Genomic DNA, 14,374 nt, shown 5'->3' on the forward strand with positions numbered 1-14,374 from the left:
TCTAGAAGTCCGCCTGGCAATAGGGAACGGTGGCCGTGGCGAAGAGCGCGTCGAGCGTCGGCAGTGCGCCGGGTGTGTGCACCGCGAGGACGCCGGCCTCGTGAAGCCGCGTGGCGCTGGTGGCGCCGAGGTAGAGCGAGGCGAGGTCGCGCACGTCGAGGTTCGCGTCCGCCGCACTGTCCGCCGGGGCCCGGCGCACCGCGGGCACGCCCCCGTCCACGGCCAGTTCCCAGGTGCCGCCGGCAAGGCCGAGGTCGTCGCGCACCTCGAGGCGGATGCTGCCGTCGGCGGTGTAGGTGCGGGCACCGAGCGCCGCGGGGAGGTCAAGGATGCGTAGCCAGAGGTGATCACCCAGCGCCGTGACCTTGTAGGAACGCGAGTCGGCAAGCGCCGTCGGCAACACGTCGTCGACGGGGCCGCGCCCCGTGACCTTCTCGATCAAGTCGTGGGCGCCGAGGTGTGCCACGAGTTCCCGGCGGGCGGCACCTGAGGCGGCACACAGCTGCTGGATCTCCAGGGTGTGCGTCTCGTTCTTCCAGCCATTGAACAGGTAGGTCACGAATCCGTCGGGGGTACCCTGGGCGTCAAGGTGCAGGGCGGCACGCAGGTTCTTGACCGGCTTGAGCGACTCGTAGTCGTCCCACCGGCCCTCGGCGAAGCCGAGGTCGAAGTGGTTGTGCCGCACCGAGCCGAGCGTCTTGGCGTGGGCCGCCTCGAAGATGGCGGCGGCGTGGTCCTTCAGGTCCGCCGGGGCGAGCTCGACGATGCTGCCGGTGGCCGGGGCGCGCAACTGCGCACCGCGGTCGTCGACCGTCAAGGCGAAGCGCACGCGCTCGGTGGCACGGCCGAAGCCGAAGCGCCCGTAGATTGTCGCCTCCGAGGCGGTCAGGGCGGCAAGCGGCATTCCGGCGTCCCTGGCGCGGAGCAGGTCCTGGGTGATCACGGTGCGCAGGATGCCGCGGCGGCGGTGCGTCGGGCTGACGGTCACCGAGGTGATCTGGTGCACCGGCACGGGTTCGGCACCGCCCACGTTGAGCGTGCCGGGGTACGCCGCGTAGGTGGCGACGGGCTGTTCGGCGTGGATGGACGGGGCGGCCTCGGCGTCGTCATGCACGGCGGTGAAGGCCAGGCCGTCGGCGACGGCGATCTCCGCGAGGGTCCTCAGCGCCTCGGCCTCCGGCGGGCCGTCGTGGAACCCGCGGCTGGTGGCCAGGTTGAACGCGTCGGTTCGCCCGGTGGGCACGCCGTCGACGATTTCCGGTGCGAAGCGCTCGATGCGCAGCGTGTTCTTCACTGTCTCGCTCATGGCCTGCGGGTGCTCCCTTGTCTCAGAATCCGTTGATGGCGTGGGGTAGCCCGGGCACATCCAGCAGGCGGCCGAGCCGTTCGATGTCCGCGGGCCCATCCCCGGCGCCGTGCCCGGGCCCATCCCCGGCGGTACGCAGCAGTCCCGCGGCATGCAGGTCCGCAACGCCCGCGGCACCGAGCAGCAGCGGGCCCAGCGTCGCGGCGTCGCAGGACAGCGTGGCCGGTGCGTCGTCGGTCAGGCGGGTGACGGCCGCGCGGCCGTCCGCCACCTGGAAGCCGTAGGTCCCGGCGGCCAGGTCCAGCGCGTCCCGGACCTGCAGGGTGAAGCTGCCGTCGCCGCGGTACTCGCGTGCGGCGAACGCCGCCGGGACGTCGAGCACGCGCACCCACAGGCCGTGTTCGCGGTCCGTGTAGGAGAGCCGGGCCGGGTCCTCCAGCGCCCAGCCGAGCGGGTCGTTCGCCGCGGCGAACGGGTAGCTCACGCGCTCCACGAGGTCGTGGGCGAAGAGGAAGCGGAAGAGTTCGCGGCGGGCGACGGGGGTCGTTGCCACAAGGTCCAGCACGTTCAACGTGACGGGCTTGGCGTCCCACCCGGCGAAGGCGTAGGTCGCGAAGCCCCGGACCTCGCCGGCCTCGTCGAGGTACAGCGCGGCACGCGTCTTGGGGTCGGCCTCCGGCCCCTCCGAGCCCCACCGGCCCGTCGCGTGGCGGAGGTAGGCGTCCTGGCGCCCCACGGATCCGCGCTGGCCCTGATGGAAACGCTCGAAGAGCGGCCCGGCGAACTCCTCGAGCTTGGCCGGCGCGACCTGGAGGACGGAGCCGGCGGGTTCGGCGTGGAAGCGCACATCGCCGCGCACGTCCACGTTCAGGGTCTGCTGCTCGGTGGCCCGGCCGAAGCCGAAGCGCCCGTAGATCGTCGCCTCGGTGGCCGTCAGCGCGGCCAGCGGGAATCCCGCCCGCTTAGCCCGGGCCAGGTCGGCGGTCATCAGCTCGCGCAGGATGCCGCGGCGGCGGTGGCTGGGGCGCACCGTGACAAGGGTGACAAGGTGCGCGGGGACCGGCGCCGCGCCCACGTTCAGCGTCTTGTCGAACGAGGCGAAGGTCGCCACGGGCACCAGCGGGTCGGCAAGCGCCGAGGGACGCGAATCGTCGTAGACCCCCGTGAGCACCCGCGCGTCAAGCGTGTGGGACCGGATCATCTCCTCCAGCTGCTCGGCCGTGGCCGGCTTGCGGTAGAAGCCCTCCCAGGCGCTGTTCAGCCAGGCCTCGTAGCCGCGGCCGGCGGTGCCGTCCTCGCGCCGGGCCAGGGACACGTTCTCGATGCGCAGGTGCCCGTCAAGCATCAGTGACCCGCGTCCTGCCAGGACTTGCCGATGCCGACGTGGACATCCAGCGGCACCTTCAGCTCGGCTGCGGCTCCCATCCGCTCGCGCACCAGCGCCTCGACGGCCTCCAGTTCCCCGGGGGCGACCTCGAGCACGAGTTCGTCATGGACCTGCAGCAGCATGCGGGACTTCAGTCCGGCCTCCTGGAGGCCCTCCTGCACCCCGAGCATGGCGCGCTTGATGATGTCCGCGGCGGAGCCCTGGATCGGAGCGTTCAGCGCGGCGCGCTCGGCGATGTCGCGCAGCTGGCGGTTGTCGCTGGCCAGCTCCGGCAGGTAGCGCCGGCGGCCGAAGATGGTCTCCGTGTAGCCGTCCTTGCGGGCCTGGTCCACCACGGCGCGCAGATAGTCGCGCACCGCGCCGAAGCGGGAGAAGTAGTCCTTCATGAGGGTGCGGGCCTCGTCGACGGAGATCTTCAGCTGCTTGGAGAGCCCGAACGAGCTCAGCCCGTACGCCAGGCCGTAGCTCATGGCCTTGACCTTGGAGCGCATCTCGGAAGTGACCTCCTCCGGTTCCACGTCGAAGACGTGGGAGCCGACGAAGCGGTGCAGGTCCTCGCCCTCCTGGTAGGCCTGGATCAGGCCCTCGTCGCCGGAGAGGTGCGCCATGATGCGCATTTCGATCTGCGAGTAGTCGGCGGTCAGCAGGGTTTCGTAGCCCTCGCCGACGACGAACACCTCGCGGATGCGCCGGCCCTCCTCGGAGCGGACCGGGATGTTCTGCAGGTTCGGGTTCAGCGAGGACAGGCGTCCGGTGGCGGCGACGGTCTGCGCGTAGGTGGTGTGGATGCGCCCGTCGGAGGCCACGGCCTTGCGCAGGCCCTCGACGGTCTGGCGCAGCTTGGTGGCGTCGCGGTAGGCCATCAGTGCGACGAGGAACGGGTGCCCGGTCTTGACCAGCAGGTCCTGGAGCGACTCGGCGTCGGTGGTGTAGCCGGTCTTGATCTTCTTGGTCTTGGGCAGGTCGAGTTCCTCGAACAGGACCACCTGCAGCTGCTTGGGGCTTGAGAGGTTGACCTCGTGGCCGATCGCCGCGAAGGCCTCCGCGGTGGCCAGGTCGATGGTCATCGTGAAGTCGGAGTACAGCTCGTCGAGCTTTGCGGTGTCGATGGCGATGCCCGCCATTTCCATCTGCGCCAGCACGTGCGAGAGCGGCATCTCGAGTTCCTTCAGCAGGGCATCTCCCCCGCGCTCGACGAGCATCCCCGCCAGGTGCAGGGACAGCTCCCGCACCACGTGGGCGGCGCGCACCGCGGGGGTGGCAAGGTCCGGGCCCTCGAGGTCCAGGGCCAGCTGGCCGTCGGCGGGCGCCTCGGCGGCCTCCAGCGACATCTTCAGGTGCACCTGGGCGATGTCCGGCAGGTCGTGGCTGCGGCGGTCCGGCTGGATGAGGTACGCGGTGATCATGGTGTCGTCGACGACGCCGGCAAGCTCCAGCCCGCGGTTGCGCAACAGCTTGTAGGTGCCCTTGTAGTCGTGCACGGCCTTGGTGTAGTCGGCGGAGGCGAGCACCTTGGCCAGGGCCTGCTCGGTCTCCGCGTCGGTTTCCTCGAGCGAGGCGTAGGCATTGGCGTCGGGCGCGGCGAAGGCCAGCCCCACGACGTCGAGGCCGCCGGCGGCGGGCACCGTGGCGGCGTGCAGTCCCAGCAGCTGGGCGCCGTGCTTGGCGAACCAGTCGCGGATCTCCGCGGCCGAGGTGAGCATGCTGTGCTCGGCGATCTCCACGTGCTCGCGGTCGTCCTCCGGCTCCTCGCCGAAGAGGTCGTAGAGGCGCTTGCGCAGGGTGTTGAACTGCAGGGCGTCGAAGAGCTCCTCGACGGCCTCGCGGTTGGGGCGCTCGAGTTCCATGGCTTCGAGTTCAACCGGCAACTCCAGGTCGCGCAGCAGGTGGTTCAGGCGGCGGTTGCGGGTGACGTTCTCGACGTGTTCGCGCAGCGAGTCGCCGACCTTGCCCTTGATCGAGTCGATGTTCTCAAGGATTCCCTCGAGCCCGCCGTAGAGGTTGATCCACTTGGCGGCGGTCTTCGGGCCGACGCCCGGGACACCGGGAAGGTTGTCGGCGGTTTCGCCCACGAGCGCGGCAAGGTCGGAGTACCGCTCGGGGCGAACGAAGTACTTGGCCTCGACGGCGTCGCCGTCCATCGGCGGGATGTCGGAGATCCCCTTCTTGGGGTAGAGCACCAGGGTCTTCTCGGTGATCAGCTGGAAGGCGTCGCGATCGCCGGAGACCACGAGCACGTCCAGGCCCGCGGCCTCGCCACGGGCGGCGAGGGTCGCGATGATGTCGTCGGCCTCGTAGCCATCCATGGTGATGGTGGGGATGTTCATGGCTTCCATGACCTTCTGGATCAGGTCGATCTGCCCGTGGAACTCCTCGGGCGTCTTGTTGCGCCCGCCCTTGTACTCGGTGTATTCCAGCGAGCGGAACGTTGGGGTGTCCAGGTCGAAGGCCACTGCGACGTGCGTGGGCTTCTGCTGCCGGATCATGGTCAGGAGCATCGACACGAATCCGTGCACGGCGTTGGTGTGCTGTCCGGTGTCGATCGCGAAGTTCTCCGCCGGCAGTGCGTAGAAGGCGCGGAAGGCCATCGAGTGCCCGTCGATCACAAGAAGGCGCTGGGGTTCGGTTGCCACAAGTTTGGTTGATTCGCTCACACCTGCCAGCCTAGTTGGCATGAGCGATAATTTCACACACCACAACGCCGTCCAGCCCGAGATGTCCGGCACCTTTGCCGAGGTCGCGGCGGATACCGGACACCCCTTCGCCGGGCAGCTGGCGGCCCACGGGGTTCCCGAGGCTATGTGGCCGATGCTTGCCTCCCACGGCGTCGGCACCCTGGTGGAGAAGCTGGGCATCGTTTTCACCAAGCTCTCCCCCGAACTCGCCAGCGGGACCATGCCCGTCGAGGGAAACCAGCAGGTGGCCGGGATCCTGCACGGTGGCGCGTCGGTGGCGCTTGCCGAGACGCTCGGCTCCTTCGCTGCGGCCATCCACGGCGGCGGCAGGAAGCGCCCGGTGGGCGTGGACATTTCGGCAACCCACCACCGGGCCGGGGTCACGGGACTTGTCACCGGCGTCTGCACCCCGATCCACCTGGGCCGCACGTTGACGACCCACGAGATCGTGATCCTTGACGAGCAGGGGCGGCGCATCTGCACCTCGCGCATCACCAACATGCTGCTCGAGGAGTAGCCGGGCGATGGGCGGCGTTCCGCAGCGGATTCTCTGCATGGGGGCCACCGGCAGCGGGAAGTCGACACTTGCCCGCGAGCTCGGCCGGATCACGGGCATCCCGGTCCACTACGTCGACGAGGAATTCGGCTGGCTTCCCGGTTGGGTGAACCGCGGCGTCGCCGAGCAAAAACGCCTTGCCTTGGAGACGGCCGCCGCCGAACGGTGGATCTTCGACTCGGCCTACGGAAGCTACAGGGCCGAGGTGTCCGCGTGCGCCGAGTTGGTTCTCTGCCTTGACTACCCCCGGTGGGTCTCACTGCGCCGGTTGCTGTTTCGCTCCGTCCGCCGCGTTGCGACCCGGGAACAGGTCTGCAACGGGAACCTCGAAATCTGGGGGCGCTTGCTGGGCAGGGATTCCATCGTGCGCTGGCACTTCACAAGCTTTTCCGCCAAGCGCCGGCACATGCGTGAGCTGGAGAAGCGGTTGGGCCCCGAACGGGTCCTGCGGTTCTCCAGGCCCCGCCACGCAGAAAGGTGGCTTGCTTCCGTGGAAGCAAGCCACCTTTAGGGGAAAGTCTCAGTACTCGTGGTCCGTGCCGGGGGCCTTGATGAACGCATACTGCGTTTCCTTGATTCCGCCGGCAAACTCGCGGCTGGATGCCAAACGCAGCTTCGCGGTGCCGCGCATCGCAATGAGCGGACGCCCGCCACCGAGGACGACGGGCATCGTGTAGAGCAGCAGTTCATCGAGCAGGCCCGCGTCGGCGAATTGCCCGGCAACGGATCCGCCACCGACAACCCATACATCCTTGCCGTTGGCACTGCGGGCAATGTCCCCGACCCACTCGTTGACCTCACCGCGAACGAAGGTGATGTCAGCGCCCGGGAAGGCGGCCAGCTCACGGTGCGTGAACACCCACACCGGCAATCCCGCGTAAGGCCATTCGCCGTCGATCTCCCGGAGCATCCACGAGTACGTGTCGGCCCCCAGGACAATGGCGCCGATGTTCTCGAGGAATGCCTCGTAGGCCTCGAGTTGGCCTTCGAAGCCGTCGAACTCCATGAGCCAGTCAAGGCGCTCGTTCTCGTCGGCAATGTAACCGTCGACGGAGGCCGCCACGTAGTACCTGAAGTGCGTCATGCACCCCATCCTATCCACGAACGGCCGCATCGAGGCTAGTGAATGCCGAGTATGTTCTCGCTCAAAGCCGGAACAATCAGGATGATGCCGAAGATCACCACGGCGCCGCACACGGCGAAGCATGCGTAGGCGGTGCCCTTGGCGAGGCCGGTCGAGCTCTTTTCGTCCTCGGCAACGGCCAGCATGCGCACACCCAGCGAGTAGGCACCGACAATGAACAGTGCCGAGACCCAGGTGACGACGGCTACGATCAGGAATGCGTCCCACTGGATATTCATGGCTTGTTCTCCTGGTTTGCCTTGGCGCGCGCCATCTTGCGGCGTTCCTTCTTCGAGGGGATGTTCACTGCTGCACCCGATACGTCGACATCGCTGATCGCGTTGCCGTGTCCGACGATTTCACGGCGTGACAGGAACCAGATCAGCAGCAGCGCGCCGAGGCCAAGGACGGCCACGGCGACCAGGCCGACGGTTCCGAAGTGCACCAGCGCCGCGGCGGCCGCGCCCATGATGGCTGCTGCCGGAAGCGTGAAGAGCCAGCCAACGGCGATTCGCCCTGCGGTGCCCCAGCGGACCTCGGCGCCCTTGCGCCCCAGGCCGGAACCGATGACGGAGCCGGAGGCGACCTGCGTGGTGGACAGTGCGAAGCCCAGGTGCGAGGAGGCCAGGATGGCTGCGGCGGTGGAAGTCTCGGCGGCGAAGCCCTGTGCGGGCTTGACGTCGGTGAGGCCCGAGCCCATGGTGCGGATGATGCGCCAGCCGCCCATGTAGGTGCCCAATGCGATGGCCAGTGCACAGGAGGCGATGACCCAGAAGTGCGGGCCGGTGCCTGCGGTCTGCAGGCCCGAGGCGACGAGCGTCAGCGTGATGACGCCCATGGTCTTCTGCGCATCGTTGGTGCCGTGGGCCAGTGCCACGAGCGAGGAGGAGAAGATCTGGCCGTAGCGGAAACCGCCGCGCTTCGGGGAGGCAACGCCGGACTGGCGCTTGGTCACCGCGTAGGCAAGCTTCGTACACAGGTACGCCGAAGTGCCGGCGATCACCGGTGCCACAAGTGCGGGCAGCAGGACCTTGGACATCAGGACTCCGTAGTCGATGGCACCGAAACCGGCACCGACGATTGCCGCGCCGATCAGGCCGCCGAAGAGTGCGTGGGAGGAGCTGGAAGGCAGTCCGAGCAGCCAGGTAAGCATGTTCCAGATGACGGCGCCCATCAGGCCCGCGAAGATCATCGCGGCCGTGATTTGCACGCCGTTGTCCCCGCCCTCCTTGATGATGCCGCCAGAAATGGTCTTGGCGACCTCGGTCGAAAGGAATGCGCCGACGAGGTTCAATACTGCGGCGAGTGCCACTGCGGTTTTGGGCTTGATGGCTCCGGTGGCGATGGGGGGTAGCCATCGCATTCGCGGTGTCGTGGAAGCCATTGGTGAAGTCAAAGAACAAGGCAAGTGCTATGACCAGGACGACGATAAGCGTCAGATCCATGTAGAAACCAATCTTGGGTTACGGGCGAGGGCCGAGGCGCAAACGGTCACCTTGAATCGCCGCATTGTTAACCCAATGTTTCGGTTCCGGTCACCTAAGTCGCCAATTCATCATATGGCCTGTAGAAAACTAGTCAATTCCCGCGAAAGGACCACATAACGCCGCATTGGCGCGTGATTAGGCGGCGCAAGGGCGGGCCCCGCGCCGCGCGTGACCTACTTCACGACACCGGCGGCTCGACGAGCCTGGCCATCAACTCGATGAGCAGGCGTTCGGAAACCGCTTGTGGAAGGGCCTCGACAAGCGCCATCACCGGCGCCATCTGCTCCGGCAAGCCGGACCGGGCGTCGGAAATCCCGATCCGGGCCAGCAAGGAGCGGGATACCTCGGAGTCCAGTTCCGGAAGGGCCTCGGCGCCCAGGGCAGCGAGCGCCGCATGCGCCTCGACACCGGCCACTCCCCTGACCTCATCCGCGGCTTCGCACATGGCCCCGCCCAACCCGGCAAGCACCGCCTCGGTGGCCGGCGTGACGGTCAGGTGCGTGGTGCGCGGCAGGTGGCTGCCGTCAGACTGCCTGAAACCGGGCTGGAGTTGTGCGTGCCACCCGCGCGCCCGCAGGCTGTCGGCCCAGTGGTGCGGATCGACGCGGCGCCCCGCCGGCACGTCGTCGTCCTGCGCCACGGCAAAGAGTGGTCCCGTCGGTTCCCCGAACACCCTCAACCCCTCGATGGCGGCGACCTGCCCACGCAGCGAGTCGGTGGATCGCGCACAGGATCCGGCGAGCGCCGAGAACCCCTCCACGCCCAGTGCGTTGACGATGGCCCAGGCTGCAGCGAGCGGCGCCGCCGATTTCGATCCGAGCATCGTTGAATTGACGACCGGGTAGCCCGGCCAGTTGGTCGTGGCGAAGTACTGGGAGCGCTGGCGGTCCCGCCCCCTGGTCAGCAGGACGGAGACCCCCTTGGGCGCGTAGCCGTACTTGTGCAGGTCTGCGGCGATGCTGGTGACCCCCGGAACGCGCAGGTCCCAGGGTTCCACCCCGCCCCAGAACGGAAGCACCCAGCCTCCGATGCAGGCATCGACATGGCAGTTGATGCCTCGCGCCCGGGCAGCTTCCGCAACCTCGGCCACGGGGTCCAGTGCGGCATACGGATAGGACGGCGCCGAAACCACGACCAGGGCGACGTCGGCACCCATGCGCTCGATCATTGCCGAGGCCTCGACGTGGCCGTTGGGGCCCACGGGGACCAGCTCGATGCCAAGGCCGAGGTACTGCGCCGCCTTGTGGAATGCCGCGTGGACGGTGGAAGGGGCAAGGATCCTCGGCATGCCCGGACCCCGGAAGTTGGACCGGGCGGTTTTCACGGCGAGCAGGCAGCTCTCGGTGCCTCCGCTCGTCACGGTGCCCACCACGTGCCCGTCCCCGCCAAGGACCCCGCGGGCAAAGTCGACGACTTCGCGTTCCATGACGGCGACCGAGGTGAAGGCCGTGGGATCCAGCCCGTTGACCGGCTGCAGGAGTTCCATGGCTGCGGCCGCCAGCCTGTCGAGTTCGGGAAGCCCCGAATCGTAGACGTAGGAGAGCACCCGGCCGCCGTGCGTCGGGGCGTCCGCGGCGCGGAGCCCCTTCAGGCGTTCAAGGATCGCGTCGGTGTCTTTGAGCATTACGTCCCTTCCGGGGTACTGGTTGCCGGACGCCGCGCGGCTTCCGTGATGTCCGATTCACGCAGCGGGTAGCTGCGGAAGACGAGGAGGCTCAGCCCGATGATTGCCGCAGGGACCAGGCTGAAGCCGAGGATGATGCCGTTCACGGCCAGGGGCGGTTGCGCCACGGCCACCCCTGCAGTGGATTCGACGTAGCCACTGGCCCACAGCACGACGGTGAGGAGCGTCGCCCCGAGGGCCATCCCGGCGCTTTCGCCTGCCGTCCACAGCCCGCCGAACACCCCGGCCCGTCGCTCCCCTCGGGTGTGCGTGTCATGGGTGACGACATCGGGGAGCATCGACATGGGCAGCGCCTGCATTCCCGCATATCCGGCCCCGGCGAGCGCCACGGGCAGGTAGATCCATGGTCCGGGGGCGATGAGCATTCCGGTGAGCGCCAGCGCTGCGACGCAGAAGAGCAGGCTGGCTTGCCCGAAGGCCCGCTCCTTGCCCAGGCGCTTGGCCACGCGGCGCCACACGGGGACACCAAGCAGCGCCGGCCCGATCAATGCCACGAAGATCAAGGTCACCGCCTGTTCGTCGTGAAGCACCCACGTCGCCACATATTGGGCGCCGGCGAGCATGCCACCGGTGGCCAGCCCCTGGAGGGCGAACGTCAGCAGCAGCGACCTGAAAGGTTGGCTGCCGCTGAGTGCGTCCCACCCCTTGCGGTAGTCGCGGGAGACCGATCCTGCCTCCACGCCGCGCACGGGCTGGATGGGTGCCACACGCGCAGCGAGGACCATGCATCCGCCGATCAGCGCCCCTGCCACAAGCGCCATGAGGAAGTACCCCCACCAGGGGTTCCCGCCTCCCAGCGAACGCAGCGCCGGACCACCGGCACCGAAGAGCAGGATGGCCACGGAGAGCACGAGGACCCTGACGGAGAGCAGCCGCGTGCGTTGGTCGTAGCTGGTGGTCAGCTCCGCGGGCAGCGCAATATAGGGAACCTGGAACAGGCTGAATGCCGTGGCGGCAGCGCTAAAGGCGACGAACACCCAGATCCCGGACGGCAGGGGGCCGAGCGCGGGGGGCACGGCGAAGGTCGCGAGGAAGAAGACGGGTAGCAGCATGCCGCCGACCAGCATGAAACGACGACGGGAACCCGTGGCCGCCAGGTCGTTGTCGCTTCGGGCACCGATGACCGGGTCGATGAGCACGTCCCAGGCCTTGGCAAGGGCAACCAGGAGTCCAGCGACGATGGCCGCGATGCCCAGGGTGTCGGTCATGTAGTAGATGAGCACCAGCCCCGGGAGCGTGGCGAAGCCCCCAGTCCCCATGGAACCCAGCGCGTAGGTCATCACGGTTTTTCGCGAAAGCTGCCGCTCCGAAGTGGTCATGCTCTGGAGTGTACGCAACCTTTTACCGCAGGTCACCGAGGTTTATGGAATTTCGCGAAGATGACTTCACCCCCCTGCCGCGGAGTTTTTCGCCCCTGCCCGGTGCGCGATTCGCGCCATCGGCCGTAAGCTCGTTCAATGGCACGATTTTTTGATGTTCACCCCGATAACCCGCAGGCCCGTTCCATTGCGCAGGCCGTTGACCTGCTCCGCGATGGAGGATTGCTGGCCTACCCCACGGACTCCTGCTACGCACTCGGTGCCCAGATCGGCAACAAGGAGGCGATGGACCGCATCCGTGCGATCCGGCAGCTGGACGACAAGCACCACTTCACGCTGGTCTGCAGGGATTTCGCCCAGCTGGGCCAGTACGTCGAGGTCAACAACATGGTCTTCCGCAACATCAAGGCTGTCACCCCCGGCAGCTACACCTTCATCCTTCCCGCGACGAAGGAGGTCCCGCGCCGCCTGATGAATGCCAAGAAGAAGACCATTGGCGTGCGCATCCCGGACAACGCTGTGGTCCAGGCCCTGCTCGAGGAACTGGGCGAGCCCATCCTCTCGAGCACGTTGCTGCTGCCGGGCGAGGACGAGCCGATGACCCAGGGCTGGGAGATCAAGGAAGCCCTGGACCACGTGGTGGACGGCGTCATCGACTCGGGTGAATGCGGTATCGAACCGACGACCGTCATCGACTACTCAAGCGGCGAGGCCGTCATCGCTCGCGTCGGACTGGGTGACCCCTCCCGATTCGAATAGAACATACGTTCTAGTTGGCGTTCCGTGCCCCGGCTTCCGGGGCACGGCGGTGCCTGATCCCCCAACCGATTTCCCAGCTCTCCCCCGGCTCCAGCCAGCGCAGCCCCATCCCGTTGTTGAAGGCATCCGCCGGTGCCGTCATGGGCTCCAGGGCCACGGCTCCGGTGTTGCCGGCGCCGGACGGGAAACTGCCGGTGGTGAAGACCTGGATGTACCCGAAGGCCGCATCCATGTCCATCTCGACCCGGCTGCCGTCCGGGGCCTCGAGGTAGTGGACCGAAGCGCCGTCGGCGTCGCGCCGCACGTCGGTCCACACGTCATCGAGCGCCATCGAACCCAGGATGCGCCCCGCCCGGAAATCCCTCGAGGTGCCCTCCACGGGGGTTGTCCTCCCCGTGGGGATCAGCAACCCGTCGAGCTCCACGTGTGAATCGGCGTTGACCACGAGCTTGAGGGCCCCGGCGGGCACCTCGCCAAGGCGGAGGAACGGGTGCGTGCCCAGCGCGACGGGGGCCGTGTCGTGGCCGGTGTTCTCGATCCGGTGCGTGACGCGCAGTCCGTCACGGTGCAGTTCGTAGCGCACCGAGGTGGACAGCTCGAAAGGGTAGCCTTCCTGCGCGGGGAGGTCCGCGGCGAGGGTCAGGCTGGCGGCAGTGCGTTCGACACAGCGATAGGCGGAGTCCGACAGCAGCCCGTGGAGGGCGTGGCCCCGCCCGGGTTCGGTCACCGGGAGCCGGTGCGTGGCACCCTCGTGGGACCATGTTGCCCCGGCCACGCGGTTGGGCCAGGGAACGAGGATCCAGCCGGCACTGAACGGCGCCGCAGTATCCGCGGGGTAGTCCTGCACCAGCTCTATTCCGTCCACGGCGAGGGCCCGAAGCGTTCCGCCGGTTTCCGTGACCACCGCACGCTGGCTACGGCCATCGATCACGGAGTTAAGTTCAAAATTCTCCCCCATCGGGGCAACCTGCTGCGGCACTGCGGGCCTTTCGTGGATTCGGCGGGTGACCGGCGGGAATTCCGCATCGGGTCGGGAAGCGGACCGTGGATGCACGTCCGGGGCCGCGAAAACCGGGAAATCGGTTTCCGCGGCCCCGGAAGAGGTGGATCTGCGTGTTGCTACTTGACCTGGTCGATCACGGTCTCGGCGACCTCGCGCATGGACAGGCGACGGTCCATGGAGGTCTTCTGGATCCAGCGGAAGGCCTCGGGTTCGGTCAGGCCCATCTTCTCGGTCAGCAGGCTCTTGGCGCGCTCGACGAGCTTGCGCGTGGCGAACTGCTCGGTGAGGTCGCCGACCTCCTTCTCCAGGGCCTTGATTTCCTCATGGCGGGAAATAGCGATCTCGATGGCCGGAACCAGATCGGCCGGGGTGAACGGCTTGACCACGTAGGCCATGGCACCCGCCTCACGGGCGCGCTCAACCAGTTCCTTCTGACTGAAGGCGGTCAGCAGGACCACGGGGGCAATGCGTTCCTTGACGATGGTCTCTGCTGCGGTGATGCCGTCCATGACGGGCATCTTCACGTCCATGAGAACCAGGTCGGGCTGGTGCTCGCGGGCCAGTTCGATGGCCTTTTCGCCGTTGTCTGCCTCTCCGACCACGTCGTAGCCCTCGCCGCGCAGGATCTCGACGATGTCGAGGCGGATCAGGGTTTCATCTTCGGCAACAACGACGCGGCGTGGTGCGCCATTGCTGGGTTCGGCCTCGATACGGGTGACTTCGGGCAGATCGCTCATGGTGCTCCTTCATTCCCGGTGTGACCGGGTGAATCTTCAATACTCGGTTTCGTGGTTAAGCCTATCTGCATGTACAGTGGTTAACCGCAAGGACGCGGGGATTTCTCAACATAGTAGTTATCCATTATGCTAATTCTTGCTCCAAATGATGTGCCCGCCCGAGTGGCGGAATGGTAGACGCGCTGCACTCAAAATGCAGTATCGAAAGGTGTGTGGGTTCGAGTCCCACCTCGGGCACAGATAGGTCCCGATTCCTTGATTCACAAGGAATCGGGACCATTTTCTTTTGTGGCAAATGCAATTCCTAAAGGCAGCGGCTTTCGGTGCGGAAATGCGTG

The 14,374-nt window shown here is 67.3% G+C and carries 12 protein-coding genes, 1 tRNA gene and 1 pseudogene; 4 read left to right on the top strand and 10 right to left on the bottom strand.

What is annotated here, in order from left to right; genetic code table 11:
• Position 1: 1 nt before the first annotated feature.
• The 3 genes from ACSYDW_RS01810 to polA are packed head-to-tail and all read right to left on the bottom strand — an operon-like array spanning position 2 to position 5,281.
• The gene (locus ACSYDW_RS01810; protein WP_438336991.1) at positions 2-1,306 is read right to left on the bottom strand and encodes a GNAT family N-acetyltransferase; all 1,305 of its coding nucleotides are present in this window, start codon (positions 1,304-1,306) and stop codon (positions 2-4) included.
• 22 nt (positions 1,307-1,328) lie between these two features.
• Positions 1,329-2,651 (bottom strand): GNAT family N-acetyltransferase, encoded by a 1,323-nt coding sequence (locus ACSYDW_RS01815; protein WP_438336992.1) that lies wholly within the window; start codon positions 2,649-2,651, stop codon positions 1,329-1,331.
• On the bottom strand, positions 2,651-5,281 hold the full coding sequence (polA, locus tag ACSYDW_RS01820) for a DNA polymerase I (protein WP_438337318.1): 2,631 nt from the start codon (positions 5,279-5,281) through the stop codon (positions 2,651-2,653). Before polA ends, ACSYDW_RS01815 begins: the two co-directional genes overlap by 1 nt.
• Positions 5,282-5,366: 85 nt before the next feature.
• On the opposite strand from polA, the gene ACSYDW_RS01825 reads away from it, so the two are divergent.
• Both ACSYDW_RS01825 and ACSYDW_RS01830 read left to right on the top strand, forming a co-directional pair.
• Entirely contained in the window at positions 5,367-5,885 is a 519-nt protein-coding gene (locus ACSYDW_RS01825) for a hotdog fold thioesterase (RefSeq protein ID WP_438336993.1), read from the top strand.
• Between the two features lie 7 nt (positions 5,886-5,892).
• The gene (locus ACSYDW_RS01830) at positions 5,893-6,435 is read left to right on the top strand and encodes a P-loop NTPase family protein (RefSeq protein WP_438336994.1); all 543 of its coding nucleotides are present in this window, start codon (positions 5,893-5,895) and stop codon (positions 6,433-6,435) included.
• A gap of 9 nt (positions 6,436-6,444) precedes the next feature.
• Here the strand turns inward: ACSYDW_RS01830 and ACSYDW_RS01835 are convergent, their stop codons facing one another.
• The 5 genes and pseudogenes from ACSYDW_RS01835 to ACSYDW_RS01855 form a co-directional block, all read right to left on the bottom strand.
• On the bottom strand, positions 6,445-7,008 hold the full coding sequence (locus tag ACSYDW_RS01835; RefSeq protein WP_438336995.1) for a dihydrofolate reductase family protein: 564 nt from the start codon (positions 7,006-7,008) through the stop codon (positions 6,445-6,447).
• 35 nt (positions 7,009-7,043) lie between these two features.
• Positions 7,044-7,286: a hypothetical protein gene (locus tag ACSYDW_RS01840; RefSeq protein ID WP_438336996.1), complete on the bottom strand. Its 243-nt coding sequence runs from the start codon at positions 7,284-7,286 to the stop codon at positions 7,044-7,046.
• Positions 7,283-8,492 (bottom strand): annotated as a pseudogene (locus ACSYDW_RS01845) (inorganic phosphate transporter). The gene ACSYDW_RS01840 and the pseudogene ACSYDW_RS01845 overlap by 4 nt, the downstream one beginning before the upstream one ends.
• Before the next feature lie 220 nt (positions 8,493-8,712).
• Positions 8,713-10,158 carry a pyridoxal phosphate-dependent decarboxylase family protein gene (locus tag ACSYDW_RS01850; RefSeq protein WP_438336997.1) on the bottom strand — a complete coding sequence of 482 codons (1,446 nt, stop codon included), beginning with the start codon at positions 10,156-10,158 and terminating at the stop codon, positions 8,713-8,715.
• The gene (locus tag ACSYDW_RS01855; RefSeq protein ID WP_438336998.1) at positions 10,158-11,537 is read right to left on the bottom strand and encodes an MFS transporter; all 1,380 of its coding nucleotides are present in this window, start codon (positions 11,535-11,537) and stop codon (positions 10,158-10,160) included. The genes ACSYDW_RS01850 and ACSYDW_RS01855 overlap by 1 nt, the downstream gene beginning before the upstream one ends.
• 138 nt (positions 11,538-11,675) lie before the next feature.
• Here ACSYDW_RS01855 and ACSYDW_RS01860 point away from each other — a divergent pair, with 138 nt between their 5' ends.
• Positions 11,676-12,296 carry an L-threonylcarbamoyladenylate synthase gene (locus ACSYDW_RS01860; protein ID WP_438336999.1) on the top strand — a complete coding sequence of 207 codons (621 nt, stop codon included), beginning with the start codon at positions 11,676-11,678 and terminating at the stop codon, positions 12,294-12,296.
• A 10-nt stretch (positions 12,297-12,306) separates the two neighbouring features.
• Here ACSYDW_RS01860 and ACSYDW_RS01865 read toward each other — a convergent pair whose 3' ends face one another.
• On the bottom strand, positions 12,307-13,254 hold the full coding sequence (locus ACSYDW_RS01865; protein WP_438337000.1) for an aldose 1-epimerase family protein: 948 nt from the start codon (positions 13,252-13,254) through the stop codon (positions 12,307-12,309).
• 161 nt (positions 13,255-13,415) lie between these two features.
• On the bottom strand, positions 13,416-14,036 hold the full coding sequence (locus ACSYDW_RS01870) for an ANTAR domain-containing response regulator (RefSeq protein WP_438337001.1): 621 nt from the start codon (positions 14,034-14,036) through the stop codon (positions 13,416-13,418).
• 156 nt (positions 14,037-14,192) lie between these two features.
• Here ACSYDW_RS01870 and ACSYDW_RS01875 point away from each other — a divergent pair.
• Positions 14,193-14,273, top strand: a tRNA-Leu gene (locus tag ACSYDW_RS01875).
• Positions 14,274-14,374: the final 101 nt, after the last annotated feature.

The sequence above is a fragment of the Paeniglutamicibacter selenitireducens genome (assembly GCF_051550675.1).
GTDB lineage: Bacteria > Actinomycetota > Actinomycetes > Actinomycetales > Micrococcaceae > Paeniglutamicibacter.

Bases quoted from the DNA above. Each gene is read 5' to 3' on its own strand.
- ACSYDW_RS01810 (WP_438336991.1), bottom strand. From the start codon at position 1,306: ATGAGCGAGACAGTGAAGAACACGCTGCGCATCGAGCGCTTCGCACCG.
- ACSYDW_RS01815 (WP_438336992.1), bottom strand. From the start codon at position 2,651: ATGCTTGACGGGCACCTGCGCATCGAGAACGTGTCCCTGGCCCGGCGC.
- polA (WP_438337318.1), bottom strand. From the start codon at position 5,281: ATGGCCTTCCGCGCCTTCTACGCACTGCCGGCGGAGAACTTCGCGATC.
- ACSYDW_RS01825 (WP_438336993.1), top strand. From the start codon at position 5,367: ATGAGCGATAATTTCACACACCACAACGCCGTCCAGCCCGAGATGTCC.
- ACSYDW_RS01830 (WP_438336994.1), top strand. From the start codon at position 5,893: ATGGGCGGCGTTCCGCAGCGGATTCTCTGCATGGGGGCCACCGGCAGC.
- ACSYDW_RS01835 (WP_438336995.1), bottom strand. From the start codon at position 7,008: ATGACGCACTTCAGGTACTACGTGGCGGCCTCCGTCGACGGTTACATT.
- ACSYDW_RS01840 (WP_438336996.1), bottom strand. From the start codon at position 7,286: ATGAATATCCAGTGGGACGCATTCCTGATCGTAGCCGTCGTCACCTGG.
- ACSYDW_RS01850 (WP_438336997.1), bottom strand. From the start codon at position 10,158: ATGCTCAAAGACACCGACGCGATCCTTGAACGCCTGAAGGGGCTCCGC.
- ACSYDW_RS01855 (WP_438336998.1), bottom strand. From the start codon at position 11,537: ATGACCACTTCGGAGCGGCAGCTTTCGCGAAAAACCGTGATGACCTAC.
- ACSYDW_RS01860 (WP_438336999.1), top strand. From the start codon at position 11,676: ATGGCACGATTTTTTGATGTTCACCCCGATAACCCGCAGGCCCGTTCC.
- ACSYDW_RS01865 (WP_438337000.1), bottom strand. From the start codon at position 13,254: ATGGGGGAGAATTTTGAACTTAACTCCGTGATCGATGGCCGTAGCCAG.
- ACSYDW_RS01870 (WP_438337001.1), bottom strand. From the start codon at position 14,036: ATGAGCGATCTGCCCGAAGTCACCCGTATCGAGGCCGAACCCAGCAAT.